This window comes from Geobacillus sp. BMUD (genome assembly GCF_013096845.1).
In the GTDB taxonomy this organism is placed as follows: Bacteria; Bacillota; Bacilli; order Bacillales; family Anoxybacillaceae; genus Geobacillus; species Geobacillus vulcani.
The window spans coordinates 260070-286110 of record NZ_SDLA01000001.1; the positions used below are offsets into that span (position 1 = coordinate 260070).

The window sequence follows — 26041 nt, forward strand, 5'->3', positions numbered from 1 at the left end:
AAAGGGATGAGGCATCATGACGGATGTATTGGCCGCATACAACTTGACAAAGGCGTATTCATCGGGATGCCAAGCTTTAAAGGGACTGTCTTTATCGGTTCAAAAAGGCGAATGCGTCGGGCTTGTCGGGGAGAGCGGCAGCGGCAAAAGCACGCTGGCGCGCTGTTTGTTGCTTCTTGAAAAAATGGACGAAGGAGCTGTTTTTTTGCACGGCCAACCGCTGCATTTGCTAGGAAAAAAAGCGTTGCGAAACATGCGGCGCCACATGCAGGCGGTGTTCCAGCATCCGGCGGCGGCGCTCAATCCGAGGCTCAAGATCATCGATTCCGTCATGGAAGCGTTAGATGTCTATCGCGATGCGTGTCCGTCCTATTTGCGGGATGTCCGAGAACAGCGGGAGCAGTGTGCGAAACGGTTGTTTGACATGGTCGGATTGGAGAGCCGCTTTCTCTATTCGTATCCTCATGAATTAAGCGGCGGACAAAAACAACGGGCAGTCATCGCCCGCGCCATCAGCATTCAGCCTTCGTTCATTGTCTTTGATGAGCCGACGGCGAGCTTGGATATGTACACACAGGGACAAATATTGGCGTTGTTGAAGGAATTGCAGCGGCAACTCGGCCTGTCGTATTTATTTATTTCGCATGATGTTTCCGCCGTGTGCGCGTTGAGCGATCGTATCATGGTCATGAAAGAAGGAAGGGCAGTCGATCATTTTTTTACAGAAGATATATTTTCGCCAGAGCGCCATCCTTACACGCAAAAACTTGTCAACTTGTTTGCACAGTAGAGGAGGACTGTGATGACGCATCGAGCCTATTTGGCTTTAGCGATTCCATTAATCATTTCCACCGTTACCACTCCGTTGTTAGGGGCTGTCGATACGGCGGTAGTCGGGCAGCTGTCAGATCCGGCCTATATTGGCGGGGTTGCCGTCGGATCGATGATTTTCAACACGATGTATTGGCTGTTCGGCTTTTTGCGAGTCAGCACGTCCGGCTTTACAGCGCAAGCGTCCGGCGCTCAAGATGAAACACAATGCCTTCAATGCTTCATTCGGCCGCTTGTAGTCGGATTAGGCATCGGGTTCATGTTTATTGCGATGCAATCCCCGATTCTCTCGGTCGCTCTCGCTTTGCTGCAGCCGGAGCGGGATGTGGCGGCTTTTGTTGAGCAATATTTTTCTATCCGCATTTGGGGCGCGCCGTTTGCACTTGCCAACTATGCGATTCTCGGTTGGCTGATCGGAATGGGGCGAGTGAAAACGTCTTTATCATTGCAAGTGGGGATGAACGTGCTCAATATCGCCCTTGACGTCTGGTTCGTCACCGTCCTTCGCGAGGGAGTGGGCGGGGTTGCCATGGCGACATTTATCGCTGAAGCATCGGCGTTTGCAATTGGAATAGCAATCGTCCGCCGATTGGTGAATATTCGCCTCTCCGATCTGTTTGCAAGAGAAGGATGGAACGCAGCCGAGTGGAAACGGATGATGGCGGTTAATGGCGATTTGTTGCTCCGCACTGTTTGCTTGCTGGCGGTGTTCAACACGTTGACGGCGAAAGGGGCCGCGTTTGGTACAAAGGTGTTGGCCGCGAACGCAATTCTTATTCAAATTCACTATTTGATGGCGTATGTATTCGATGGGTTTGCCAATGCCAGCAGCATCTTAGTCGGGAAAGCGGTCGGCGCTCGCGATGAACGGCTGTATGCGCGCACGTTATCGTTGTCGCTCCAATGGACGGTGCTCGCGGCGTTATCGATCATGCTCGCGTATATATGGATTGACGATGAAGTGATCCGGCTGTTTACAAACAACCGGGACGTGTTCGAACTCGCCGTCTCCTATAGCGCATGGATGGCTGCGTATCCGCTTGCGGCCGGCTACGGATTGGTATTTTACGGCGTTTTTACGGGCGCGGCAAAAACGGCCCCGATCCGAAATTCGATGCTTTTCTCGCTCGCGTGCTACCTATTGCTCTTCGTCATATTGCCGCCCGCTTTGGGCAACCACGGGTTATGGCTGGCCTTTATCGCGTTTAGCCTTGGGCGGTCGCTGTTTTTAGCAATGTACGTTCCGAAGCTGGAGCGATCACTATTTCCAAAATGAGGTGCTGTCGATGTCCATGGCGCAATGTCCGGATAGGAAAAAACAAATCATAGAGCAATACAAGTCGGCGTATAAAGTGCTCGCTAGGGAGCATGATTTATCTCCGAACAACCCGGTCATTAACGAAACGTTGCATGCACTTGTCAAAAGTTTAGGAGCGTGTTACGGCTGCGAATGGGCCGCCGACATCGCGTCAGACGAAGAGATTCGCAAGGTGCGGCCCGACATGTTGCAAAAGCTGGGGCAAGCGGAAACGTTAATGGAATTTTATTATGCGGAAAAACTGCTCGCCGGGGCGCCTCATCTTGATTACTTACAAACTTTCTTGTATTGGGAGAATTACGAGAAGCTGGTGGAAAACGAACTGCAGGCGCTTTTCGCCATTATCGAAAAGCGGTCTGTTTCATCCATCGCGTTTGTCGGCTCCGGACCGTTGCCGCTGAGCGCCTTGTTGCTTCAACGTCAAATAGAAAGGCCGGTTGTGTGCATTGATATAGACGAAAAGGCGCATGCTGCCGGCAAAAAGTTGATCGACGCCTACGGGTGGGGAGAGACCGTCCGATGCGTGTTGGCAGATGGGGCCCACTACGATTATAGGCGCCACGATATCGTATGGATCGCCAGCCTTGTGCCGAATAAAGAGGAAGTGATTGAAAGGGTATATGAAATCAATCGCGAGGCGATTATCGCCATCCGTTCGGTCGACGGCATTTACGAGTTGCTTTATGAGCCGGTCGATGTGGCTTATTTTCGGCGGGCAGGCTGCCAGAAGATCGGAGACGCCAAAGCGAATCGTTCGATTATTAACAGCACCGTATTTATCGCATATAACGGTCTTCCGACTTCACAGCGACCGCCTTCGATTACACGCGTCAGCGGCGCGTAAAAAATCATCAGGCGATTCAGAACTTTTCTCAACATGACTAAGAAAGTCTCTTCCATCCTTCTTTTTGCATCGATGACGCGCCCTCTGCTATAAAGAAATATCGCATATTCTCGCTGAAAATGGGCTATGATGATGACGTCCGCCCTTTTGCGTTTGGTCATCAGTGTTTACTGCTCAGCAAGCGGCTGTTTTTGTTTAGACTGCTTTGTTCCCATCCTGCTTGCGAGTGCTGTTTCAAGAAGGCGTTCGATGATGTGGTTTGAGTGTGCATGAAAATGTACATGAGCTTACAACAAAAGGATAGTTACAGTTTTAACATACCCGCTGAGAAGTCTTCCGCCGCTAAAAGGTTTGATAAAACAACATCTGTTGCAGCAGGTTTTGCCCTGTCTGGACAATGACTATTTTTTGATACCGAATAGATGCAACATAGCTGCCTCAAGGGCAGAGCGGGCTGTCCGCAAGGCCATGCAGTTGGTCTTACAGACAGCCCGCTGTCTTTTATGAAGTAGAAGGCCGGTGATGAAAGGAGCAGGTTGCTTCACCGCCTTGTTTCTTAAATTGAAAAACCTTGTGGCATCGGCTTCTCGTTTCACGTCATCGGACATGAACGAGGGGCGATCGCTATGTTTCACGAGCCTTCTAGGCCGTGTCGGTGTGGAATGGGAGTTCCCGTGAATCGCCGCTGCCATGTTGAAGGGCATCGAGGCGGGGTTATGATGGTTTCGCCGCGTGTTCTTTTTGCCGCTGTTTCATGGCGCGGACGAGCTCTTCGTCCGGTGTGACGTAGAGCGTTTGTTCGTTTTCGTAAATGACAAACCCTGGCTTGGCGCCGCTCGGTTTTTTCACGTAGCGGACGCGTGTGTAATCGACCGGCACGGAGCCGGAGTGGCGGGCTTTGCTGAAGTAGGCGGCCAAGTTCGCCGCTTCCAAGAGCGTCCCGTCAGACGGCTGCTTGCTCCGGATGACGACGTGCGAGCCGGGAATGTTTTTCACATGCAGCCAAACATCGTCCTTATGGGCGAGTTTGGTCGTGAGATAGTCGTTTTGTTTATTGTTTTTGCCGACCACTATTTCCGTGCCGTCGCTGGCGACGTAGCGGTCCAGCTCAGGCGTGGTTGGTTTTCGCTTTTTCGCTCCTTTCGCCGCGCGCGGGCGCAAGTAGCCTTGTTCAATGAGCTCGTCGCGGATTTCCTCGACATCTTTTGGCGAGGCGGTTTCCAGCTGGCTTAAAATCGTGTCGCAATAGGCGATGTCTTCTTTCGTGCGCTCGATTTGTTCTTGCACGACGGCGAGCGAGTTTTTCGCTTTTTGGTATTTTTGGAAGTACTGTTGCGCGTTCTCAGACGGCGATTTTTGCGGGTCGAGCGGGATCGTGACCGTGCCGCCGTTTTCATCATAGTAATTGGTGACTTCGATTTCCGTCATGCCGCGCTTGATGGCATGCAAATGGGCGGTGAGCAGCTCCCCGTACAGTCGATAAACATCGGCTTTTTTGGCTTCTTCGAGCGTCTGTGCGAGCTTGAGGAGCTTTTTTTCGTTTTTCGCCTTTTCGCTCGTCATGAGCCGCTCGATGTCATGAGCTTGCTGCTTGACGCGGTCGCGCTCGGCTTTGCCGAAATAAAAGCGGTCGAGCAGCTCGCTTGCGCTCGCAAACGGTTGGCCTTCGGTTTTTATGTGCGTAAGCGGCAACACGTAAAACCATTCTTTTTCCCCGTTCGTGTACATCATCGGGGCAAAGCGGCGGTGCCGGACGTCATCGATGAGCGCGAGGAAGCTTTTCGGCAGCGTCGCCCGGTTGGCGAGCCCGGCGCGGAAGACAACCTCGTTGGCGAACAGCGGTGAAAGGCCGCTGAAGGCGGAAACGAGCTGATGGGCGAGCTTGCCGGCGTGAAAATCAAGTTTTTTCAGCACCGTTTCTTCCGTCGCCTCAAGTGGATTCAGCTTGCCGTGCGTCGGCGGGGCGACGTACGGATGTCCCGGGAGCACTGTCCGATAACGATTGACGGACGGCGGCAAATGTTTCAAGCTGTCGATGATCGTGTTGGTCGATGCATCAACGAGGATAATGTTGCTATGTCGGCCCATCACTTCGATGATGAGCCGCTTTGTCTGCACATCGCCGAGTTCGTCGCGCCCTTTTGCATCGATGACGATGATGCGGTCAAAATCGACTTGGCGGACCGTTTCGATGATGCTCCCTTCCAACTGTTTGCGCAGCCGCATACAAAACATCGGCGGTTCCGGCGGGTTGTCGTACGTTTCGTTTGTCAAATGGACGCGCGCGTACGTCGGATGCGCCGACAGCATCACTTTATGGCTATGGCCGCGGGCGCGCACGAGCATGACGATCTCATGCGCCGACGGCTGGTGAATCTTCGTGATCCGCCCGCCCGCAAGCGCCTCTTCGAGTTCACCGACAATGGCGTATGTAAACACTCCGTCAAACGACATGGAAAACACCTTTCTGTTTCGTTTGGTTGCTACTCTGATATTATCATACCATTTGTCGCTTTGAACATTTCTATGAACGTTTTCGGAGAATTTCATAGAAAAGCTCCATGGGCAACGGTTTGCTCGCCACCCGGGGATGAAAACCAAGGATCGTTGGCGTTGGATTTTCACAAGCAATCCATAGACAATGGGATGCCCTCCACCCAGGCATGAAAATGACTGATAAAGGCGTGTGCATTTTCACAGAAAGCTCCATGGGCAACCTTTTGCCCTCCACCTAGGGATGAAAACCACGGCTCACCGCAGGGATTTTCACCAACAAGGGGCTGAAGCAAGGTCGGCCGCGCGGAGAGAGACGGGCTTTTCGTGTCATGTTCCGTCGGGGATGGACACGGGCCAAGCGGTGATGTTGGCTTGTTTGTGCCGCCAGACATCATGGCGGTGTGATCATTTTTTCGGACAGGAGTGAATAAGCATAAAAAAGCGGAAACAGTGCGCTGAAAAGACGAAGAGACGGAGGGGAGACAAATGCAGTGGCATACGCTCGCGGCCAGCGATGTCGCGCACGAAACGAAGACAAATGTCAAGACCGGGCTTACTGCAGCGGAGGCGGAAAAGCGGCTGCGGCAGTTCGGGTACAATGAGCTGGCGGAAGGGAAGAAGGAGTCGGCCATCGTCGTCTTTTTTCGCCAGTTTCAAGATTTTATGGTGTTGGTGCTGCTGTTGGCAACGGTGATTTCCGCGTTTTTGGGCGAGTACGTCGATGCGGTGGCGATTGTCGTCATCGTGATCATGAACGCCATCCTCGGGTTTATCCAAGAGCGGCGGGCGGAAAAGTCGCTGGCTGCTTTAAAACGGTTGTCCGCGCCGCAAGCGGTGGTGCTGCGCGGCGGGGAGTGGGTGAAAGTCCCGGCGCGCGAGCTTGTTGTCGGCGATGTGGTGCGGCTGGCAAGCGGCGACCGGGTCGGGGCCGACGTCCGCTTGATTGAGGCAGCCGGCTTGGAAATCGAGGAGTCGGCGCTGACGGGCGAATCGGTGCCGGTGGCCAAATCGGCTGCCCCTCTTCACACCGCACAGGCCTCGTTGGGTGATTTGCACAATATGGCGTTTATGGGGACGCTTGTGACAAGAGGGAATGGGATCGGGATTGTCATTGCCACGGGGATGAAAACCGCGATGGGGCAAATCGCGACGATGCTTGAAGAGGCGGATGCGGGAGCAACCCCGCTTCAGCGCCGGCTCGAGCAGCTTGGGAAAATTTTGCTTGTCGTCGCCTTGGCGCTGACGGCCATGGTGGTGGCCGTCGGGGTCGTTCAAGGACACGACGTGTATGAAATGTTTTTGGCCGGCGTATCGCTCGCTGTTGCCGCTATTCCGGAAGGGTTGCCGGCCATTGTGACGGTCGTCTTGGCGCTTGGCGTGCAGCGGATGATCAAACGAAACGCCATCGTCCGCAAGCTTCCGGCGGTGGAAACGCTCGGCTGCGCTTCGGTCATTTGTTCCGACAAAACGGGGACGATGACGGAAAACATGATGACCGTCACGCAAGTATGGGCAGGCGGACGGACATTTGCGGTCAGCGGCGTTGGCTTTGACATGGCCGGCGAGTTTTCCGAACGGGGCCGGGCGGTGGATCCAAACCGTGTTCCCGAGCTCGCCCGTCTATTGACGATGGCGGTGCTTTGCAATCGTTCGGAGTTGAAAGAGGAAAACGGGCGGCGCTATGTCGACGGCGATCCGACCGAAGGGGCGCTGCTCGTCGCGGCGGCGAAAGCGGGATTGGCGAAAGGGATGGTTTGGCGCGAGTATACGGTCGAGCAGGAGTTTCCGTTTGATTCGGAGCGAAAAATGATGACGGTGATCGTTCGCGACCGAAACGGCCGCCGGTTGGTCGTGACAAAAGGGGCGCCCGATGTGCTGCTTGAGCGGGCGGACCACCTTGAATGGAACGGCCGCGAACAGGTGCTGACGCCGGCTTGGAAAGAGACGATTGAGAAGGCGATTCGGCAGATGGCGTCTTCCGCCTTGCGCACGATTGCCGTCGCGTACCGGCCGCTTGCGGAGACAGAACGGATCGGGTCGGAGAAGGAGGCGGAGACAAAGCTGCGGTTCCTCGGCGTCGCCGGCATGATCGATCCGCCGCGGCCTGAGGTGAAGCAAGCGGTGGCGCGCTGCAAAGAAGCGGGCATGAAAACGGTGATGATCACCGGCGACCACGTGTTGACAGCCACCGCCATCGCCAAACAGCTTGGCGTGCTCCCGCCCGGCGGCAAAGTGATGGACGGGGCGACGCTTTCGAAGCTATCGGTCGATGAGTTGGAACGCGCCGTCGATGAGATTTACGTGTTCGCCCGCGTTGCTCCGGAGCATAAGCTGAAAATCGTCAACGCTCTCAAACGGCGCGGCCATATCGTCGCGATGACCGGGGACGGGGTGAACGATGCACCTGCTCTGAAAGCAGCCGATATTGGCGTCGCCATGGGCCGATCGGGGACAGAAGTGGCGAAAGAGGCGGCGTCGCTCGTTTTGTTGGATGACAACTTTGCGACGATTGAGGCTGCGATTGAAGAAGGGCGCAACATTTACGAAAACATTCGCAAGTTTATCCGCTACTTGCTCGCCTCCAACGTCGGGGAAATTCTTGTCATGTTGTTTGCGATGCTGCTGGCGTTGCCGCTGCCGCTCGTGCCGATTCAAATTTTATGGGTCAATCTTGTCACCGACGGTTTGCCAGCGATGGCGCTCGGGCTCGACCGGCCGGAAGAAAACGTGATGAAGCGGCCGCCGCGCCGCCCCGATGAAGGGGTGTTCGCGCGTGGGCTCGGCTGGAAAATCATAAGCCGCGGCGTTTTGATCGGCGTGGTGACGTTGGCCGCGTTTTTGACGGCCTATGAACGGAGCGGCGAGGATCTCGTTTACGCCCAGACGGCGGCGTTTGCGACGTTGGTGTTGGCGCAGCTCATCCATGTGTTTGACTGCCGCTGCGATCGTTCGATTTTTGACCGCAGTCCATTCGGGAACATGTATCTTGTCGCGGCGGTGGCCGTGTCGCTTGTATTGCTGTTGGTTGTCATCTACTATCCGCCGCTGGCTGCGGTGTTCCATACGAAGCCGCTCGCCGCGGTCGATTGGCTGCTCATCGTAGGTCTGTCTGCCTTGCCGACATTTTTGTTTGCTGGCTCGTTTCGGGCGAGAAAATAAAACGTGGTTATGGTATAATGAAAAAGGTGATAGAGGCAAGCTCTATGACCTTTTCTTTTTCATCATGACAGCAACGGATGTGATGATATGGTTTACAGCATGACCGGCTTCGGCGCGAGTGTGAAAAAAACGGATCGCTTGATGGTGGCGGTGGAAATGAAATCCGTCAACCATCGGTTTTGCGAAATTTCCATCCGCCTCCCTAGACAATGGCTTGTGTTTGAGGATAAAATAAAAAAAGCAATTTCATCGTACGTGCGGCGCGGAAAAGTGGAAGTGTTCGTCACGATCGCCGGCGACGGTCTTGTGAAACGGAGCGTACATATTGATTGGGATTTGCTTGGCCAGTATTGGGCCGGAGTGCAGGAAGCCGCAAAGCGATTTGCCATTGACGGCGGCGTGACGGCCGCCGAACTGCTTCGACTTGATGGGGCGGTCGAGGTCGTCGAAGAAGAAGGCGCGAATGAAGAAGTAGAGCCGCTGCTTTTAGATGCCATCGACGAGGCGGCAAAGGCGCTTGTTGCCATGCGTCGACGCGAAGGAGAGGCGCTTGCCGCGGATTTGCGCGCCCGGCTTCATGAAGTCGAAGCCGGGGTGGAAGCCATTGAACAGCGGGCACCGCTTGTCATGGAACAATACCGTGAGCGGCTTGAGCGCCGCCTGCGCGAATGGGCGCCCGCTCCGATCGATGAAGCGCGCTTGCTGACGGAAGTGGCGGTGTTTGCCGAAAAGGCGGACATTCACGAGGAGTTGAAACGCATTCGCAGCCATTTGGCGCAAATGGCGGACGCCTTAGAAATGGACGAACCGGTTGGGCGGAAGCTCGACTTCTTGGTGCAAGAGTTGAACCGGGAAGTCAACACGATCGGCGCCAAGGCAAACGACAGCCTGATTGCCGCGCAAGTCGTGGAGATGAAAAGCGCGATCGAGAAGATGAAAGAACAGGTGCAAAACGTCGAATAGTCGAATAACGGTTTAAAACGGCTTGCCGGCGGCAACAATATCGAATATGGCAGGTGGGCGTGTCATGGTGAAATTCATCAACATCGGGTACGGAAATATGGTGTCAGCCGCCCGCATCATTACGATTGTCAGCCCCGATTCGGCGCCGATCAAACGAATCATTCAAGATGCGCGCGAAAGCGGCAAGCTCGTTGACGCAACGCACGGGCGGAGGACGCGCGCTGTCATCATCATGGACAGCGATCATGTCATTTTGTCGTCCGTGCAACCGGAAACGGTGGCGAACCGCTTATATGGAAGCGACGATTTCTCCGAGGAAGGGCAGGGGTTGGGACGTTGAAGAACGAACGTGGGTTGTTGATCGTCATGTCGGGTCCGTCTGGGGTTGGCAAAGGGACGGTGCGCAAGGCGCTGTTTTCGCAGCCAGACATCAATCTTCATTATTCGGTGTCGGTCACGACGCGTAAGCCGCGCGAAGGCGAAGTGGAAGGCGTCGACTACTTCTTCCGCACGCGCGAGCAGTTTGAACAAATGATCCGTGAAAACAAGCTGCTCGAGTGGGCGGAATACGTCGGCAACTACTATGGCACGCCGATCGACTATGTGGAGAAGACGCTTGCCGAAGGGAAAGATGTGTTTTTAGAGATCGAAGTGCAAGGGGCGATGAAAGTACGGCGGGCGTTTCCGGAGGCGCTCTTCATTTTCTTGGCCCCGCCAAGCCTCAAGGAGCTTGAGAAGCGGATCATGGGGCGGGGCACGGAGTCGAAAGAGCTGATTGAAAACCGGTTGCGGGCGGCGAAAGAGGAGCTTGAGATGATGGATGAGTACGACTATGTCGTGGAAAATGACGAAGTAGAGCTCGCCTGCGAGCGGATCAAGGCGATCGTCATCGCTGAACATTGCCGGCGTGAGCGCGTCGCCAAGCGATATAAACGGATGTTGGGGGTGGAATAACGATGCTGTATCCTTCCATCGATCTGCTGATGCAAAAAGTCGATTCGAAATATAAGCTCGTCACGGTGGTGGCCAAACGGGCGCGCGAGCTTCAGGACGGTGCGGAGCTGATGGTGAAAAAGCCGGTGTCGAAAAAATTTGTCGGCCAGGCGCTCGAGGAAATCGCTGGTGACAAGGTCGAATTAGTGGAAGAAGACAAATAACAACCTAGCTTTAGGTTGTTATTTTTTTCAATGTCGGGGGTGGCCAACATGATCAACGGAAAACATATTTTGCTTTGCGTGACCGGGGGGGTGGCGGCGTACAAGGCGGCGGTGCTCACCAGCCAGCTCACCCAGCGCGGCGCCGAAGTGAAAGTGATCATGACGGAAGGGGCGTGCCAGTTCATTACGCCGCTCACGTTCCAAGCATTGTCGCGCCAGGAAGTGTATGTCGATACGTTTGCCGAAAACAACCCGGCTGTCATCGCCCATATTGACTTAGCGGACTGGGCCGATCTTGTTCTCGTCGCACCGGCGACGGCCAATACGATCGCGAAGCTGGCCGCCGGCATCGCTGACAATATGGTGACGACAACGATTTTGGCGACGAAAGCGCCCGTCTGGATCGCTCCGGCGATGAACGTCCATATGTACGAGCATCCGGCCGTCCAGGCAAACATTGAGCGGCTCCACCAATTCGGCTACCGGTTCATCGAGCCGTCGGAAGGCTATTTGGCGTGCGGCTATATCGGCAAAGGGCGGCTTGAGGAGCCGGAGAAAATCATCGCCCATATCGAGCGTTTTTTCGCTGATGATCCGCCGCTGTTTCGCGGCCAGCGCATCCTTGTCACCGCTGGGCCGACAAGGGAGCGGCTTGATCCGGTTCGCTATTTTTCCAACTATTCGAGCGGCAAAATGGGCTATGCCATCGCCGAAGCAGCGGCCCGCTTTGGCGCTTCGGTGACGCTTGTTGCTGGACCGACCGCGCTTTCTTCGCCGGATGACGTCGAGACGGTGTCGGTTGAGTCGGCCGCTGAAATGTACGAAGCAGTGATGGCTCGGTTTGCGGAAACGGACATCGTCATCAAGGCGGCGGCGGTCGCCGATTATCGGCCAAAATATGTGGCGGCGTCCAAAATAAAAAAGCAGCCAGGTGACTATGTGGTAGAGATGGAGCGGACAGTGGACATCTTGAAAGCGCTTGGTGAGCGAAAAACAAGGCAGATTTTGGTCGGATTTGCTGCTGAGACGGACAACCTCGAGCCGTATGCGTTAAAAAAACTCGAAGAAAAGCGGTTGGATATGGTCGTTGCCAACAATGTCACCGAAGAGGGGGCAGGGTTTGCCGGCGATACGAACATCGTCACCATCTTCCGCCGCGATGGCGTCGTCCGGCCGTTGCCGCTCATGACGAAACAGGAGGCCGCTAGGGAAATTTTAAAGGAAATTCATGCGTATATCGAGGCGATTCGATGAAAGTCGCATCTGTGATTGTCGATGTCCCGTCCCGGCAGACGGACCGTCCATTCGATTATTGGATTCCGGAGCGCTGGCGAGGCGTCATCCAGCCGGGCATGCGGGTGACGGTGCCGTTTGGGGCGCGGCGCTTGCAAGGGTTTGTTGTGGACGTAAAAGATCATTCTGAGATCGAGTCATTGAAGGCGATTGAAGAGGTGCTTGATGTCGTGCCGGTGTTAAACGGCGAGCTGCTTGATCTTGGCCGCTATTTGACGGAAACGACGCTTTGTTTTGCCATTTCCGCGTACCAGGCGATGCTGCCGGCGGCGATGCGGGCGAAGTATGAAAAGACGCTCCGCCTGACGGAAGAGGAAAGGCGGGGCGAGCTTCCCGATGAACTGCAGCCGCTGTTTGCCGGGCGGACGGAGGCGGCGTGGAAAGAGGTTGAGGCGGCCGGTTTATGGCGTGCGGCGCAAAAAGCGGTGCAGCAAGGCGTGCTTGAGGCGGTCTATAAGGTGAAGGAAAAAGCGGGCAAGAAAACGGTGAAGTCCGCCGCTCTTGCCGTTTCGGCCGAACAGGCGGAACAGGCGCTTCATTCGCTGCCGGCGCGGCAAAAAGAAGTGGTGTCGTTTTTGCTCAAGCGGGGGGAAGCTGTCCCCATTGCCGAACTGCAAGCAACACTCGGCATTTCCTCTGCCCCGCTGAAGGCGCTTGTGGAGAAAGGATTGGTTGTTGCTCGCGATGTCGAGGTGTATCGCGATCCGTATGCGCATCGCACGTTTCAGCCGAGCGAGCCGCCGGCGCTCACCCAGGCGCAAGCGGCAGCCTTGGCGAAGGTCGTCGCTTCGGTGCGCGCCGGAGAGCATCGCACGTTTTTGTTGTATGGCGTCACCGGCAGCGGAAAGACGGAAGTGTATATGCAGGCGATCGATGAAGTGCTGCGTCAAGGGAAGGAAGCGATCGTGCTTGTGCCGGAAATTTCGCTGACACCGCAAATGGTTGAGCGCTTCAAAAGCCGGTTCGGCCCGAAAGTAGCGGTGCTTCACAGCGGGCTGTCGGTCGGCGAAAAATATGACGAATGGCGGAAAATCCATCGGAAAGAAGTGCAGCTTGTTGTCGGCGCGCGGTCGGCGGTGTTCGCCCCGTTTGAAAATTTAGGAATGATCATTATCGATGAGGAGCATGAGACGAGCTACAAGCAAGAAGAAATGCCGCGCTATCATGCACGCGATGTCGCCATTTACCGCGCCCGCCACCACAGCTGTCCGGTCGTGCTCGGCAGCGCCACTCCCTCACTGGAGACGTTTGCCCGCGCCGTCAAAGGGGTGTACGAGCTGCTCGAACTGCCGGAGCGCATCAGCAATCGCGGCTTGCCGGACGTCCATGTGGTCGATATGCGCGAGGAGTTGCGCAGCGGCAACCGTTCGATGTTTTCGCGGCGATTGCTCGAGGAGCTGCGCCTTCGGCTCGACCGCGGCGAGCAGGCGGTGCTATTTTTAAACCGGCGCGGCTATTCAACGTTTGTCATGTGCCGCGGCTGCGGCTATGTCATCCGTTGTCCGCACTGCGACATTTCGCTCACGTACCATCGCGCCGGTGAGCGGATGAAATGCCATTATTGCGGCCATGAAGAGCCGCTTGTTCCCCGCTGTCCGTCGTGCGGAAGCGAACATATCCGCTTTTTCGGCACCGGCACGCAAAAAGTGGAAGAAGAGCTGGCGAAGTTGCTGCCGAAGGCGCGTGTCATCCGCATGGACGTCGACACGACCGGGCGGAAAGGGGCGCATGAGGAGCTGCTGTCCCGCTTTGCCGCGAAAGAAGCCGATATTTTGCTCGGCACGCAAATGATCGCCAAAGGACTTGACTTTCCGGATGTCACGCTTGTTGGTGTGCTGGCGGCCGATACGATGCTTCACCTGCCCGATTTCCGGGCTGCGGAGAAAACGTTCCAGCTGCTGACGCAAGTGAGCGGACGCGCCGGACGGCACGAGCTGCCCGGCGAAGTCATCATTCAAACGTATACACCCGAACACTACAGCATTGAACTGGCCGCCCGCCACGACTATCGCGCTTTTTATCGGAGGGAGATGGCGCTGCGCAAAGCGCACGGTTATCCACCGTACTATTATTTGGCACTTATTACCGTCGCTCACGAAGAGGCGCCGGCTGCGGCCAAAGCGGCGGAGAAAATCGCCGTCTATTTGCGCAAGCAGCTGTCAAGGGAAGCGGTCGTCCTCGGTCCGGTCGCCTCGCCGATCGCTCGGCTTCATGATAGATATCGTTACCAATGCATGATAAAATACAAGCGGGAGCCGAACGTCACGGCGGCGCTTAAAGCGGTGGTCGACCGCTACCAAGCGGACGCCGCCCATGGCGGTGTCACCATTACCGTCGATACGAACCCCTATATGATGATGTAAAAGATGGAGGAATGGCGTTGTCGATTTTGTCCATTGTCACGTATCCGAATCCGATTTTAGAACAGCCGTGCGCGCCGGTAACGATATTTGACCGTCGGCTCGGGCGGCTGCTTGACGATATGTATGAAACGATGCTTGCTGCTGATGGAGTCGGGCTCGCCGCTCCGCAAGTCGGCATCGCCGAACAGATTGCGGTCGTCGATGTCGGAGATGAGCACGGACGCATTGAGCTCATCAACCCGGTCGTGATCGAAACGCGCGGCGAAGAAGTGGATGTGGAAGGATGTTTGAGCTTTCCCGGTTTGTTTGGCGAAGTGCCGCGTGCGAAATATGTGAAAGTACGGGCGCAGAACCGGCGCGGCCGCCCCTTTACGCTTTCTGCGACCGGTTTTTTGGCGCGCGCCCTGCAGCATGAAATCGACCATTTGCACGGCGTGTTGTTTACGTCGAAAGTGATTCGCTATTGCGATCTTGAAGAATTGGAAGGATAGATGCCAATGACGAACATTGTCTTTATGGGAACACCTGACTTTGCCGTACCGATTTTGCGGCAGCTGCTTGATGACGGGTATCGGGTTGCAGCGGTTGTCACGCAGCCGGACAAGCCGAAAGGGCGAAAGCGCGAGCCTGTTCCGCCGCCGGTCAAAGTCGAGGCGGAGCGCTGCGGCATCCCGGTGCTGCAGCCGACGAAAATTCGCGAGCCGGAGCAGTATGAACAAGTGCTGGCGTTTGCGCCCGATTTGATTGTCACGGCAGCGTATGGGCAAATTTTGCCAAAGGCGCTGCTTGAGGCGCCGAAATACGGCTGCATCAACGTCCATGCTTCGCTTCTTCCGGAACTGCGCGGCGGCGCGCCGATCCATTACGCCATTTGGCAAGGAAAAACGAAAACAGGCGTTACGATCATGTACATGGTAGAAAAACTTGACGCCGGCGACATGCTGGCGCAAGTGGAAGTGCCGATCGACGAGACGGATACGGTTGGCACACTTCATGATAAATTGAGCGCCGCCGGGGCTAAACTATTATCAGAAACGCTTCCGCTTTTATTGGAAGGAAACATTACGCCCGTTCCGCAAGATGAGGAGAAAGCGACGTATGCGCCGAACATCCGTCGCGAGCAGGAGCGGATCGATTGGACGCAGCCCGGCGAAGCCATTTACAACCATATTCGCGCCTTCCATCCGTGGCCGGTGACGTATACGACATCGGGAGATAATGTTTGGAAAATATGGTGGGGAGAAAAAGTGCCAGCGCCATATTCGGCGCCGCCAGGCACGATTTTGGCGCTCGAGGAAAACGGCATCGTCGTGGCCACGGGCAATGAGACGGCCATTCGCATCACCGAATTGCAGCCGGCCGGAAAAAAACGGATGGCGGCAGGCGAATTTTTGCGCGGCGCCGGCAGCCGGCTGGCGGTCGGCATGAAGCTAGGAGAGGATCATGAACGTACGTGAACTTGCTTTGGATACACTGTTGGCAATTGAAGAAAAAGGGGCATACAGCCATCTCGAACTGAACGACGCGATTCGCAAAGGGCATGTTGACAGCCGCGATGCGGCGCTGTTGACGGAAATCGTGTACGGCACGATGCAGCGGCGCGACACGCTCGACTACTATTTAGCGCCGTTTTTGCGCAAAGCGCGCCGACTTGAGCCGTGGGTGCGCATACTTCTTCGCTTGACGCTGTACCAAATGGTGTATTTGGACCGCGTCCCCGACCGCGCCGCCGTCTTTGAAGCGGTTGAAATCGCTAAGCGGCGCGGCCATCGCGGCATCGCTTCACTTGTCAACGGCGTCTTGCGCACGATCAGCCGCGAAGGGTTGCCGGCGATCGAGGCGGTTGATGACGCGAGCCAGCGGCTTGCCATTGCCACCAGCCATCCCGAGTGGCTCGTCCGGCGCTGGATCGCGCAATACGGCTTCGAGGAGACCGCGCGCATGTGCGAGATGAACTTGCGCCCGCCGCAATCAACGGCCCGCGTCAACCGGCTGCGCGCGACCGTCGAAGAAGCGCTCGAGCGGCTGCGCGCTGAAGGAGTTGAGGCCGAATTGGGCCGAATGGCGCCCGAAGCCATTCGCGCGGAAAAAGGAAACTTGGCTCATACCGAGGCGTTTCGCGCCGGATGGCTGACGATTCAAGATGAAAGCTCCATGCTTGTCGCCCGAGCGCTCGATCCAGCCCCCGGCGAGCGGGTGCTTGACTGCTGCGCGGCACCGGGCGGAAAAACGACCCATATCGCGGAGCGGATGGACGGCCGTGGCGAAGTAGTCGCCGTCGATGTTCATGAGCATAAAGTAAAGCTGATCAAACAACAGGCGCAAAGGCTTGGACTTGATAACATCATGGCCATCGCCCTTGACAGCCGCCGGCTCGGTGAACGGTTCGCCCCGGAATCGTTTGACCGCATTTTAGTTGATGCGCCGTGTACGGGATTCGGCGTCATTCGCCGTAAACCGGAGATCAAATATACGAAAGGGAGCGATGATGTCGCCGCGCTTGCTGAGGTGCAGCAAGCCATTTTACGGGCGGCCGCCCCGCTTTTGAAAAAAGGCGGTACGCTTGTCTACAGCACATGCACGGTGGAGCGCGAGGAAAACGAAGAAACCATCGCCCGCTTTTTAGCCGACCACCGCGACTTTTCCCTTGATGGCCAGCTGGCCGAGCGGATGCCGGAACCGGTGCGGCCGTATGTGAAAGGCGGCATGCTTCAGTTGTTGCCGCATCATTTTGACTCTGACGGGTTTTTTATCGCCCGACTGCGAAAGAAGGTGTAAAAGCATGGAAATGGTTCGTCCGGCTGCCCGCCGCTCTGTCGGCGAAACGCAGCCCCCGTTGCCATCGATTTATTCGCTTACGCTGGACGAATTGAAGGAATGGCTTGCCGCTCAAGGTGAAAAGCCGTTTCGGGCCACGCAAATTTACGAATGGTTGTATCAGAAGCGCGTGACCGATTTTGCCGACATGACGAATCTGCCGAAACGGTTGCGCGAACAGCTAGCGGCATCGTTTTTGATCACGACGTTGAAAACGGTGGTCAAACAAACGTCCAAAGACGGAACGATCAAATTTTTGTTTGAGCTTCATGATGGCTATTCGATCGAGACAGTGCTCATGCGCCATAACTACGGCAATTCGGTGTGCGTCACAACGCAAGTCGGCTGCCGCATCGGCTGCACGTTTTGCGCCTCGACGCTCGGCGGCCTTAAGCGTCATTTAGAGGCGGGCGAGATTGTCGCCCAAGTCGTGCAAGTGCAGAAGGCGCTCGATGAAACAGGCGAGCGCGTCAGCAGCATCGTTGTCATGGGCATCGGCGAGCCGTTTGACAACTACGATGCACTCATCAAGTTTTTGCGCATCATCAACCACCCAAAAGGGTTGAACATTGGCGCTCGTCATATCACTGTTTCTACCAGCGGGATAATACCTAAAATTTACCAATTCGCGGATGAAGGAATGCAAATCAACTTTGCCATTTCTTTGCACGCACCGACAAATGAGCTGCGGACGAAACTCATGCCGATCAATAAAGCGTACCCGCTGCCGAAGCTGATGGAGGCAGTTCGGTATTACATTGAAAAAACCGGCCGGCGCGTGACGTTTGAGTACGGATTGTTCGGCGGGGTGAACGACCAGCTTGAGCACGCCGAGCAGCTGGCTGCGCTGATTAAAGGACTGAAATGCCATGTGAATTTGATTCCGGTCAACTACGTGCCGGAGCGCAACTATGTGCGCACGCCGCGCAGTCAAATTTTCGCTTTTGAACGGGCGTTGAAAAAACATGGAATCAATGTCACCATTCGCCGCGAACATGGACACGACATCGATGCCGCCTGCGGACAGCTTCGCGCGAAGGAGCGAAAAGAAGAGACGAGGTGAATCGGATGCGAGCCGTTTTCCGAACTGACATCGGCCAAATTCGCGAACATAACGAAGACAGCGGCGGCGTGTTTGTCAATCAACGCGGTCAATATTTAGCGATCGTCGCTGATGGGATGGGAGGGCATCGTGCCGGCGACGTAGCCAGCTCCATGGCGGTGACGTATTTGCAGGAGTGCTGGGAGAAAGAGAATGGCCTTGCTTCGCCTGCTGAGGCGGAGCAATGGCTCAAGACGCAGATTGCGGCGGCGAACGAACAATTGTTTCAACATGCCCGTTTCCATCCGGAATGCCAAGGAATGGGGACGACGATTGTCGCTGCCGTTTGCGCCGGTCCGTTCGCGACGGTTGCGCATATTGGCGACAGCCGCTGCTACGTGCTCAACCAAAGCGGAATTCAGCAGCTGACGGATGACCACTCGTTGGTCAATGAGCTCGTCAAAAGCGGGCAACTTTCCAAAGAAGCGGCTGAACATCACCCGCGCAAAAACGTGCTGTTGCGGGCGCTCGGCACGGAACCGGCGGTGAAAATCGACGTTAAAACGGTGGCGCTCGACGAAGGGGATATGTTGCTGCTATGTTCGGACGGGTTGTCCAACAAAGTGTCGGAAGCAGACATGGTGCATATTTTGACGGGTGCCGGCACGCTGGAAGAGAAGGCGGAGGCGCTCATTGAGCTCGCCAACGGGCGGGGCGGGGAAGACAACATTTCGCTGGCGGTCATCGATGTTTCAACGGAACGTGAAGGTGGGTGATCGGCGTGCTCATTGGAAAACGATTGAATGACCGCTATAAAATCATCAGCCTCATCGGCGGCGGCGGCATGGCCAATGTGTATTTGGCCCGCGATATGATTTTGGAGCGCGATGTTGCTGTCAAAGTGCTCCGCCTCGACTTTGCCAACGATGATCAATTCATTAAACGGTTTCGCCGTGAAGCCCAGGCGGCAACGAGTTTAAATCATGAACATATCGTCTCCATTTATGATGTCGGCGAAGAGGAAGGCGTCTATTACATCGTCATGGAATATGTGCGCGGCGCGACGCTCAAGCAATACATTCAGCAGCATGCTCCGCTTCCGGTCGAACGGGCGCTTGGCATCATGGATCAGCTGACATCCGCGATCGCCCATGCCCATGAGAACGGCATCATTCATCGCGACATTAAACCGCAAAATATTTTGCTTGATGAGCAAGGCAATGTGAAAGTCACCGACTTCGGGATTGCCGTGGCGATGAGCGGGACAACGATTACACAGACGAACTCGGTGCTCGGTTCGGTCCATTATTTGTCGCCAGAACAGGCGCGCGGGGGCATTGCGACAGAAAAGTCGGATATTTATTCGCTCGGCATTGTCATGTTTGAACTCGTCACCGGCCGGTTGCCGTTTTCCGGAGAATCAGCCGTTTCGATCGTGTTGAAGCACTTGCAGGCGGAAACCCCGTCGCCGAAAGCGTGGAATCCGGATCTTCCCCAAAGCGTGGAAAACATTATTTTGAAAGCGACGGCGAAAGACCCGTTTTACCGCTATGCGTCTGCTCGCGAAATGAACGAAGACATTCGGACGGCGCTTGATCCAAGGCGGCGAAACGAGCCGAAATTCATCATTCCCGATGACGATGAAGAGGCAACGAAAGCCATTCCAATGATCAAACATGCGGAAAGCGCGGCGTTGGAGCAAGAGACGCTTGTGTACGAAGAAAAAACGAGCGAACCGGTTCATACGACGGGCGAACCAAAACCGAAGCGGAAGCGGGCATGGATCGCTTGGCTTGTGGCTGCCTTGCTGTTCATTGGAGCTGCCGGCGTCAGCGCCGTCACATGGATTCCGGACCTCATTTTTCCAAAAGAAGTGACCATGCCGAACGTGGTCAATAAAAACTATGACGACGCTGTTGAACAGTTGTCGTCGCTCGGTTTGGAAATCAAAGATACGATCGATGTGGAAGATGACCACATAGAAGAAGGAAAAGTCGTGCGCACCGATCCGGAAGCCGGCATGACGGTGAAGAAAGGGGCCGGCGTCATTATTTATAAGAGCATTGGAAAAAAGAAAATCGAATTTCCGAGCTTCATTGGCGATGATATTGCTGCAGCGGAGGAAGAGCTGCGCGCCGAAGGGTTTGCCCGCATCACACGCAGCGGCCGCTACAGCGACAAGCCGGAAGGGACGATTTTGGATCAATACCCGTACGCGGGCGATGAAGTCGTGCCTGATGAAACAGAAGTGATGTTCACTGTCAGCCTCGGGCCGGAGAAGGTCACTGTTAAAGATTTGACCGGCTATACGGAAAAAAGCGTGCGCGACTACGGAGCGGATCAAGGACTGCGCATTGATGTGAAGTACGAGTATTCGAACGAGGTGCCAGAAGGGCTTGTCATTTCGCAAACCCCAGCGGCGAACGAGCAGGTAAAAAAAGGGGAAACCATCACTGTTGTCATTTCCCGCGGGCCGGAGCCGAAGCCGTCCAAAACGGTAGTGAAAGAGATTATGATCCCATATGAACCGGCGATGCCGGGGCAAATCGTTGAAGCCCAGCTTTACATCCAAGATGCCACTCACAATATGACAACGCCATACAAAACATACCGGCTGACGGCGCCAGCGACTGAGATGGTCGAGTTTGAAATTCCATACGGGGAGACCGCTTATTACCGCGTCATTGTCAATAATGTCGTCAAAGAGGAAGGAGCGATCCCATACCCAGGAAATGATGGAAAAAAGGGGTGAGGCTATGGCGGAAGGACAAATCATTAAAGCGTTAAGCGGATTTTATTACGTCCTGTCCGAAGGCCGTGTGTTTCAATGCCGTGGGCGCGGTGTGTTCCGCAAGAAAAAAGTGACGCCGCTCGTCGGCGACCGCGTCGTTTTTCAGGCGACGAGTGAAACGGAAGGCTATATTTTGGAGATTGGCGAGCGGCAAAATGAGCTTGTGCGGCCGCCGATCGCCAACGTCGAGCAGGCGATTTTAGTTTTTTCGGCTGTAAGCCCGGACTTCAACGCCAAGCTACTTGACCGTTTTCTTGTCTTGGTTGAATCAAAACGAATCACGCCAATCATTGTCATCAGCAAAATCGATTTGTTGGATGACGAATCGAAAGAAGAGATTGCCCGCTACGTGCATGATTACCGGCGCATCGGCTACGACGTTATCGAGACGTCGGCGGTGACAAAAGGGGGGCTCGATGAGCTGGCGGCCCGCCTTCGCGGCCGCGTCTCCGTCATCGCCGGGCAGTCCGGCGTCGGCAAATCGTCGCTGCTAAACGCGCTCCGTCCCGATTTGCGGTTGAAAACCGGCGACATTTCCACCCATTTAGGGCGCGGCAAGCATACGACCCGCCATGTCGAACTGCTTGAGGTTGCCGGTGGGCTTGTCGCCGACACTCCAGGGTTTAGTGCGCTCGAGTTCGACCATATCGAGCTTGACGAATTGCCGCATTATTTTCCTGAATTTCGGACGCATGGGGAAGGATGCAAATTCCGCGGCTGTCTTCATATCGCCGAGCCGAAATGCGCCGTGCGCGAGGCGGTCGAGGCTGGTGAGATTCCATCGTACCGCTATGACCACTACGTCAGTTTTGTTGCTGAAATGAAAGAACGAAAGCCGAGGTATTGAACATGATTCGAATTGCGCCATCGATTTTATCAGCCGATTTCGCCCGCTTGGCCGAGGAAATTCGTTCGGTCGAGGAAGGCGGGGCGGATTGGATTCATGTCGATATTATGGACGGTCATTTCGTGCCGAATTTGACGTTCGGTCCACCGGTCGTGGCCGCCATTCGACCGGTGACGAAGCTGCCGCTTGACGTTCATTTGATGATCGCCGACCCGGACCGATACATCCCGGCGTTTGCGAAAGCGGGCGCGGATGTGATTTCCGTCCATGTTGAGGCATGCGTGCATTTGCATCGGACGATTCATTTCATCAAGGAACAAGGCGTCAAAGCCGGGGTGGTGCTCAATCCCCATACACCGGTCGAGATGATCCGCCATGTAATCGCGGATGTCGATCTCGTCTTGTTGATGACGGTCAATCCAGGGTTCGGCGGACAGGCGTTTATTCCGGCGGTCGTGCCAAAAATCCGCGAGGTTGCCCGGATGGCCAGCGAGCAAAACAAGGTGATCGATATTGAAGTTGACGGCGGCATCAACGCGGAAACGGCGCCGCTTTGCGCGGAGGCCGGGGCGAACGTGCTCGTCGCCGGTTCGGCCATCTACAATGAACCGGATCGAGCCGCCGCCATTCGTGCGCTTCGCGAAGCATGCACGAAGTAGCGGTTGCGGCGAAGGGGGAAGAAGGAATGATCATCCATATTGTCGGCGGCGGCCCGCGCGAGCTTCTCCCGGATTTGCGCCTTTATGACGGGAAAGATGTGCAGTGGGTCGGCGTCGACCGCGGCACGAAAGCGCTGATGGATTTCGGGCTCCGCCCAGTGCGGGCGTTTGGCGATTTTGATTCGCTGCCGGCTGAGGAGGTCAAGCGGCTAAGGGAGATGCTGCCGGAGATTGACATTTGGCCGGCGGAAAAAGACAAAACGGATATGGAGATCGCTCTTGACTGGGCCGTTGAGCAGACAGACGGGGCCATCCGCCTGTTTGGGGGGACCGGCGGGCGGCTCGACCATTTGTTTGGCAACGTCGAGCTGCTGTTAAAGTACGCCGGGCGGCCCATTGAACTCATCGACCAGCAAAACGTGCTCACCGTCCATCTGCCCGGCATGCATACGGTTATGCGCGACGAGCGATACCGCTATGTATCGTACATCCCGATTTCTGAAACAGTGGCAGAGCTTACGCTTACCGGATTTAAATATCCGCTAACAAACTGTCATATTTCCCGAGGTTCGACATTATGTATTAGTAACGAACTTATCCAATCTTCTGGTACTTTTTCGTTTTCAGAAGGCATATTAATGATGATAAGGAGCAGCGATTTTGCCGGCTGCCCGTAGTCGCGCTTAGCCCGGTAAGGAATATACTGAATAACGAAACGGCGGGAAGCTTGTCATGATCGGTGTGAGGAGGGAATCGGGATGAAGTTTTATACGATCAAGCTGCCGAGATTTTTAGGCGGAATCGTGCGGGCGGTGTTGAACGCATTTAAAAAAGGATAAGAAAAAAGCACCATTTTTGGTGCTTTTTTTGTGGAGCCGCCGAACAAAAGGAGGAACGCCTTTTGGGGCGGCTTCTTTTCGTCAAGCTGTTAGACGCGTTTCACTTTTCCAGATTTCAGCGCGCGCGCCGAAACCCAGACGCGTTTCGGTTTGCCGTCAACTAAAATGCGCACTTTTTGCAAGTTGGCTTTCCATGTACGGCGGCTGGCGTTCATGGCGTGCGAACGCGAGTTGCCGAACGATTTCTTCTTGCCGGTCACAAAGCATTTCGCCATCGTCTTTCCCTCCTTGCTTTCACATCCCTGCTAAAAACACTATTATAATTTACCATACAACCGTAGGGATTGCAATAGACGTGCAGTTTTCTTTCAAGAAACTGTCCTTGACATATCTTTCAGTTTTCGGCTAAATAATACTAGTGGGCGGACGGGAAGCGCTTTGAAAACGGAAAGCGTTATAGTACAATAGGGGTAACTGTGCGAGATACGCAAAGGGGGAACGAGCATGTCGATTGAATGGCAGACGAAATACGGGCGCATCGAAGTGGCCAATGAAGTGATTGCGATGATCGCGGGGGGAGCAGCCGTCGATTGTTACGGCATTGTCGGAATGGCGTCGAAAAACCAAATTCGCGATGGGTTGTCGGAAATTTTGCGCCGGGAGAATTTTTCCAAAGGGGTTATCGTCCGAGAAGAAAACGGTGAAGTACATATCGATATGTACATCATCGTCAGCTATGGAACGAAAATTTCCGAAGTTGCCCATAACGTGCAGTCGAAAGTGAAGTATACGCTTGATCAGACGCTCGGGCTGGCGGTTCAGTCGATCAATATTTACGTTCAAGGGGTTCGAGTGTTGAACCCGTAGTAAGGAGGAGTTAGCTGGTGACAATGAGGACGCTTGACGGGAGACGGTTTGCCGATATGGTGCAGCAAGGGGCCGCTCATTTGGCGAACAACGCCAAGGCGGTCGATGCGTTGAACGTCTTTCCGGTTCCAGATGGCGATACAGGAACGAACATGAACTTGTCGATGACGTCCGGGGCGAAAGAAGTGCAGGCGAATGCCTCCGACCATATCGGCAACGTCGCCGCGGCGCTGGCAAAAGGGTTATTGATGGGGGCGCGCGGCAATTCCGGCGTCATTTTGTCGCAGCTGTTCCGTGGATTTGCCAAGGCAGTCGAAGGCAAACAAGCGGTGAACAGCTTCGAGTTCGCCGCCGCTTTGCAGGCGGGGGTGGACACGGCCTATAAGGCGGTGATGAAGCCGGTTGAGGGGACGATTCTCACCGTTGCCAAAGAAGCGGCGCGCAAGGCGGTGGAGGTGGCCAAAAAAGAGCGCGACGTGATCGCCGTGATGGAAGCGGCGCTCGCCGAGGCGAAAGCGGCGCTCAAACGCACGCCGGAATTGCTTCCGATTTTAAAGGAAGTCGGTGTCGTCGACAGCGGCGGTCAAGGGCTTGTCTATGTCTACGAAGGGTTTCTCGCCGCTTTGAAAGGGGAAACGGTGAGCGACGAGCGCGCTAGGGTGCCGCTGGATGACTTGGTGAAAATCGTACACCATCAAAGCGCGCAAAGCCATATTCATACCGATGAAATCGAATTCGGCTACTGCACGGAGTTCATGGTCCGCTTTGAACCGGACAAACTGGCTGAACACCCGTTTTCCGAAGAAACGTTCCGCCGAGAGTTAAGCAAGTTCGGTGACTCCTTGCTCGTTGTCGCGGATGACGAGCTCGTTAAAGTGCATATCCATTCGGAAACGCCGGGTGAGGTGCTGACATACGGTCAACGCTACGGGAGCTTGATCAACATTAAAATCGAAAACATGCGCGAACAACATGTCAACATTGTCGGCAAAGAGGCGGCTCCACTGCCTAAGGGTGGGGCGGCCAGAGAGAAAAAAAAGCCGTACGGCATCGTCGCCGTCGCCATGGGCGCTGGCGTGGCCGAACTGTTTCGGAGCATCGGTGCCCATGCCATCATTGAAGGCGGGCAAACAATGAACCCGAGCACGGAAGAAATCGCTGACGCCATCCGTCGTGCCAACGCGGAAACAGTGTTTGTGCTGCCGAACAACAAAAACATTGTAATGGCGGCAAAACAGGCGGCAGAGTTGTCTGAACAACGAGTTGTCGTCATCCCGTCCAAAACGGTCCCGCAAGGATTGGCGGCGCTGTTGGCGTTTAACCCAGTGCAATCGACCGAGCAGAACGAGCGGGCGATGACGGCGGCGCTGTCGCGAGTGAAAACGGGGCAAGTGACGTTTGCCGTGCGCGATACGACGATTGATGGCATCGAGATTGAAAAGGGCGATTACATGGGGTTATGGGATGATCGCATTATCGCCGCTGGCAAAGACAAACTCGACGTAACGAAGCGGCTGCTTGATGCGCTCATTGATGAAGAAAGCGAAATCGTGACCATTTTATACGGCGAAGATGCGACCGAAGTCGAAGTGGAGACGGTCGTCGCTTATTTGGAAAAAGAACACGATCGGGTTGAGGTCGAAGTGCATAACGGAAAGCAGCCGCTTTATTCATTCATCATTTCCGTCGAGTAATATGTTAGAATAATAGAAGGGAGCCTTCCCTTCTATTTTTCTGTTTGATGGAGGAATCACG

The 26041-nt window shown here is 55.2% G+C and carries 24 protein-coding genes; 22 read left to right on the plus strand and 2 right to left on the minus strand.

The window, feature by feature from the left end; genetic code table 11:
* Positions 1-16 precede the first annotated feature (16 nt).
* The 3 genes from ETC05_RS01275 to ETC05_RS01285 are packed head-to-tail and all read left to right on the plus strand — an operon-like array spanning position 17 to position 2993.
* The gene (locus ETC05_RS01275; protein ID WP_171660202.1) at positions 17-790 is read left to right on the plus strand and encodes an ABC transporter ATP-binding protein; all 774 of its coding nucleotides are present in this window, start codon (positions 17-19) and stop codon (positions 788-790) included.
* 12 nt (positions 791-802) lie between these two features.
* The gene (locus tag ETC05_RS01280; RefSeq protein ID WP_171660203.1) at positions 803-2107 is read left to right on the plus strand and encodes an MATE family efflux transporter; all 1305 of its coding nucleotides are present in this window, start codon (positions 803-805) and stop codon (positions 2105-2107) included.
* A 10-nt stretch (positions 2108-2117) separates the two neighbouring features.
* Positions 2118-2993 carry a nicotianamine synthase family protein gene (locus ETC05_RS01285; protein ID WP_171660204.1) on the plus strand — a complete coding sequence of 292 codons (876 nt, stop codon included), beginning with the start codon at positions 2118-2120 and terminating at the stop codon, positions 2991-2993.
* A gap of 714 nt (positions 2994-3707) precedes the next feature.
* Here ETC05_RS01285 and ETC05_RS01290 read toward each other — a convergent pair.
* On the minus strand, positions 3708-5447 hold the full coding sequence (locus ETC05_RS01290; RefSeq protein ID WP_171660205.1) for an Rqc2 family fibronectin-binding protein: 1740 nt from the start codon (positions 5445-5447) through the stop codon (positions 3708-3710).
* 528 nt (positions 5448-5975) lie between these two features.
* Between ETC05_RS01290 and ETC05_RS01295 the strand changes: the two genes are divergently transcribed.
* From ETC05_RS01295 to spoVM, 17 genes are all read left to right on the plus strand, one after another.
* Positions 5976-8648, plus strand: coding sequence for a calcium-translocating P-type ATPase, SERCA-type (locus ETC05_RS01295; RefSeq protein WP_171660206.1), 2673 nt, complete (start codon positions 5976-5978; stop codon positions 8646-8648).
* Positions 8649-8735: 87 nt separating this feature from the next.
* Positions 8736-9611: a YicC/YloC family endoribonuclease gene (locus tag ETC05_RS01300; RefSeq protein WP_031410496.1), complete on the plus strand. Its 876-nt coding sequence runs from the start codon at positions 8736-8738 to the stop codon at positions 9609-9611.
* Between the two features lie 46 nt (positions 9612-9657).
* The gene (gene remA, locus ETC05_RS01305) at positions 9658-9951 is read left to right on the plus strand and encodes an extracellular matrix/biofilm regulator RemA (RefSeq protein WP_031410494.1); all 294 of its coding nucleotides are present in this window, start codon (positions 9658-9660) and stop codon (positions 9949-9951) included.
* Positions 9948-10565, plus strand: a complete 618-nt coding sequence (gmk, locus tag ETC05_RS01310) for a guanylate kinase (protein WP_071880197.1) — start codon at positions 9948-9950, stop codon at positions 10563-10565. The genes remA and gmk overlap by 4 nt, the downstream gene beginning before the upstream one ends.
* A gap of 2 nt (positions 10566-10567) precedes the next feature.
* Positions 10568-10768 (plus strand): DNA-directed RNA polymerase subunit omega, encoded by a 201-nt coding sequence (rpoZ, locus tag ETC05_RS01315; RefSeq protein WP_031410491.1) that lies wholly within the window; start codon positions 10568-10570, stop codon positions 10766-10768.
* 48 nt (positions 10769-10816) lie between these two features.
* On the plus strand, positions 10817-12022 hold the full coding sequence (gene coaBC / locus ETC05_RS01320) for a bifunctional phosphopantothenoylcysteine decarboxylase/phosphopantothenate--cysteine ligase CoaBC (RefSeq protein WP_171660207.1): 1206 nt from the start codon (positions 10817-10819) through the stop codon (positions 12020-12022).
* The gene (priA, locus tag ETC05_RS01325; RefSeq protein WP_031410486.1) at positions 12019-14424 is read left to right on the plus strand and encodes a primosomal protein N'; all 2406 of its coding nucleotides are present in this window, start codon (positions 12019-12021) and stop codon (positions 14422-14424) included. Before coaBC ends, priA begins: the two co-directional genes overlap by 4 nt.
* Before the next feature lie 17 nt (positions 14425-14441).
* Positions 14442-14915 carry a peptide deformylase gene (def, locus tag ETC05_RS01330; RefSeq protein ID WP_031410484.1) on the plus strand — a complete coding sequence of 158 codons (474 nt, stop codon included), beginning with the start codon at positions 14442-14444 and terminating at the stop codon, positions 14913-14915.
* Between the two features lie 6 nt (positions 14916-14921).
* Positions 14922-15881 (plus strand): methionyl-tRNA formyltransferase, encoded by a 960-nt coding sequence (gene fmt / locus ETC05_RS01335; protein ID WP_171660208.1) that lies wholly within the window; start codon positions 14922-14924, stop codon positions 15879-15881.
* Positions 15868-17202: a 16S rRNA (cytosine(967)-C(5))-methyltransferase RsmB gene (rsmB, locus tag ETC05_RS01340; protein WP_031410480.1), complete on the plus strand. Its 1335-nt coding sequence runs from the start codon at positions 15868-15870 to the stop codon at positions 17200-17202. Before fmt ends, rsmB begins: the two co-directional genes overlap by 14 nt.
* A 4-nt stretch (positions 17203-17206) precedes the next feature.
* Positions 17207-18304: a dual-specificity RNA methyltransferase RlmN gene (gene rlmN, locus ETC05_RS01345; protein WP_031410477.1), complete on the plus strand. Its 1098-nt coding sequence runs from the start codon at positions 17207-17209 to the stop codon at positions 18302-18304.
* Positions 18305-18309: 5 nt separating this feature from the next.
* Complete coding sequence (locus ETC05_RS01350; protein ID WP_031410476.1) at positions 18310-19059, plus strand: Stp1/IreP family PP2C-type Ser/Thr phosphatase; 750 nt, start codon at positions 18310-18312, stop codon at positions 19057-19059.
* A 5-nt stretch (positions 19060-19064) separates the two neighbouring features.
* A complete protein-coding gene (gene pknB / locus ETC05_RS01355; RefSeq protein WP_171660209.1) occupies positions 19065-21035 on the plus strand; it encodes a Stk1 family PASTA domain-containing Ser/Thr kinase in 1971 nt (656 codons plus the stop codon).
* Between the two features lie 4 nt (positions 21036-21039).
* Positions 21040-21921: a ribosome small subunit-dependent GTPase A gene (rsgA, locus tag ETC05_RS01360; RefSeq protein ID WP_031410474.1), complete on the plus strand. Its 882-nt coding sequence runs from the start codon at positions 21040-21042 to the stop codon at positions 21919-21921.
* Between the two features lie 2 nt (positions 21922-21923).
* A complete protein-coding gene (rpe, locus tag ETC05_RS01365) occupies positions 21924-22580 on the plus strand; it encodes a ribulose-phosphate 3-epimerase (RefSeq protein ID WP_031410473.1) in 657 nt (218 codons plus the stop codon).
* A 26-nt stretch (positions 22581-22606) separates the two neighbouring features.
* Positions 22607-23257, plus strand: a complete 651-nt coding sequence (locus ETC05_RS01370; protein WP_031410472.1) for a thiamine diphosphokinase — start codon at positions 22607-22609, stop codon at positions 23255-23257.
* An 81-nt stretch (positions 23258-23338) separates the two neighbouring features.
* Positions 23339-23419, plus strand: coding sequence for a stage V sporulation protein SpoVM (gene spoVM / locus ETC05_RS01375; RefSeq protein ID WP_011230680.1), 81 nt, complete (start codon positions 23339-23341; stop codon positions 23417-23419).
* 89 nt (positions 23420-23508) lie between these two features.
* On the opposite strand, the gene rpmB is transcribed toward spoVM, so the two are convergent.
* Positions 23509-23694, minus strand: coding sequence for a 50S ribosomal protein L28 (gene rpmB / locus ETC05_RS01380; protein WP_031410471.1), 186 nt, complete (start codon positions 23692-23694; stop codon positions 23509-23511).
* Between the two features lie 229 nt (positions 23695-23923).
* Between rpmB and ETC05_RS01385 the strand changes: the two genes are divergently transcribed.
* Together ETC05_RS01385 and ETC05_RS01390 are read left to right on the plus strand one after the other, a co-directional pair.
* The gene (locus ETC05_RS01385) at positions 23924-24286 is read left to right on the plus strand and encodes an Asp23/Gls24 family envelope stress response protein (protein ID WP_031410470.1); all 363 of its coding nucleotides are present in this window, start codon (positions 23924-23926) and stop codon (positions 24284-24286) included.
* Positions 24287-24303: 17 nt separating this feature from the next.
* Complete coding sequence (locus ETC05_RS01390) at positions 24304-25980, plus strand: DAK2 domain-containing protein (RefSeq protein ID WP_171660210.1); 1677 nt, start codon at positions 24304-24306, stop codon at positions 25978-25980.
* Positions 25981-26041 lie beyond the last annotated feature (61 nt).

Coding starts and splice junctions, on each gene's coding strand:
- ETC05_RS01295 (WP_171660206.1), top strand. CDS start 5,976: ATGCAGTGGCATACGCTCGCGGCCAGCGATGTCGCGCACGAAACGAAG.
- rpmB (WP_031410471.1), bottom strand. CDS start 23,694: ATGGCGAAATGCTTTGTGACCGGCAAGAAGAAATCGTTCGGCAACTCG.
- ETC05_RS01350 (WP_031410476.1), top strand. CDS start 18,310: ATGCGAGCCGTTTTCCGAACTGACATCGGCCAAATTCGCGAACATAAC.
- ETC05_RS01280 (WP_171660203.1), top strand. CDS start 803: ATGACGCATCGAGCCTATTTGGCTTTAGCGATTCCATTAATCATTTCC.
- ETC05_RS01300 (WP_031410496.1), top strand. CDS start 8,736: ATGGTTTACAGCATGACCGGCTTCGGCGCGAGTGTGAAAAAAACGGAT.
- ETC05_RS01290 (WP_171660205.1), bottom strand. CDS start 5,447: ATGTCGTTTGACGGAGTGTTTACATACGCCATTGTCGGTGAACTCGAA.
- ETC05_RS01275 (WP_171660202.1), top strand. CDS start 17: ATGACGGATGTATTGGCCGCATACAACTTGACAAAGGCGTATTCATCG.
- remA (WP_031410494.1), top strand. CDS start 9,658: ATGGCAGGTGGGCGTGTCATGGTGAAATTCATCAACATCGGGTACGGA.
- coaBC (WP_171660207.1), top strand. CDS start 10,817: ATGATCAACGGAAAACATATTTTGCTTTGCGTGACCGGGGGGGTGGCG.
- fmt (WP_171660208.1), top strand. CDS start 14,922: ATGACGAACATTGTCTTTATGGGAACACCTGACTTTGCCGTACCGATT.
- rpoZ (WP_031410491.1), top strand. CDS start 10,568: ATGCTGTATCCTTCCATCGATCTGCTGATGCAAAAAGTCGATTCGAAA.
- rpe (WP_031410473.1), top strand. CDS start 21,924: ATGATTCGAATTGCGCCATCGATTTTATCAGCCGATTTCGCCCGCTTG.
- rlmN (WP_031410477.1), top strand. CDS start 17,207: ATGGAAATGGTTCGTCCGGCTGCCCGCCGCTCTGTCGGCGAAACGCAG.
- spoVM (WP_011230680.1), top strand. CDS start 23,339: ATGAAGTTTTATACGATCAAGCTGCCGAGATTTTTAGGCGGAATCGTG.
- priA (WP_031410486.1), top strand. CDS start 12,019: ATGAAAGTCGCATCTGTGATTGTCGATGTCCCGTCCCGGCAGACGGAC.
- ETC05_RS01285 (WP_171660204.1), top strand. CDS start 2,118: ATGTCCATGGCGCAATGTCCGGATAGGAAAAAACAAATCATAGAGCAA.
- rsgA (WP_031410474.1), top strand. CDS start 21,040: ATGGCGGAAGGACAAATCATTAAAGCGTTAAGCGGATTTTATTACGTC.
- ETC05_RS01385 (WP_031410470.1), top strand. CDS start 23,924: ATGTCGATTGAATGGCAGACGAAATACGGGCGCATCGAAGTGGCCAAT.
- rsmB (WP_031410480.1), top strand. CDS start 15,868: ATGAACGTACGTGAACTTGCTTTGGATACACTGTTGGCAATTGAAGAA.
- ETC05_RS01370 (WP_031410472.1), top strand. CDS start 22,607: ATGATCATCCATATTGTCGGCGGCGGCCCGCGCGAGCTTCTCCCGGAT.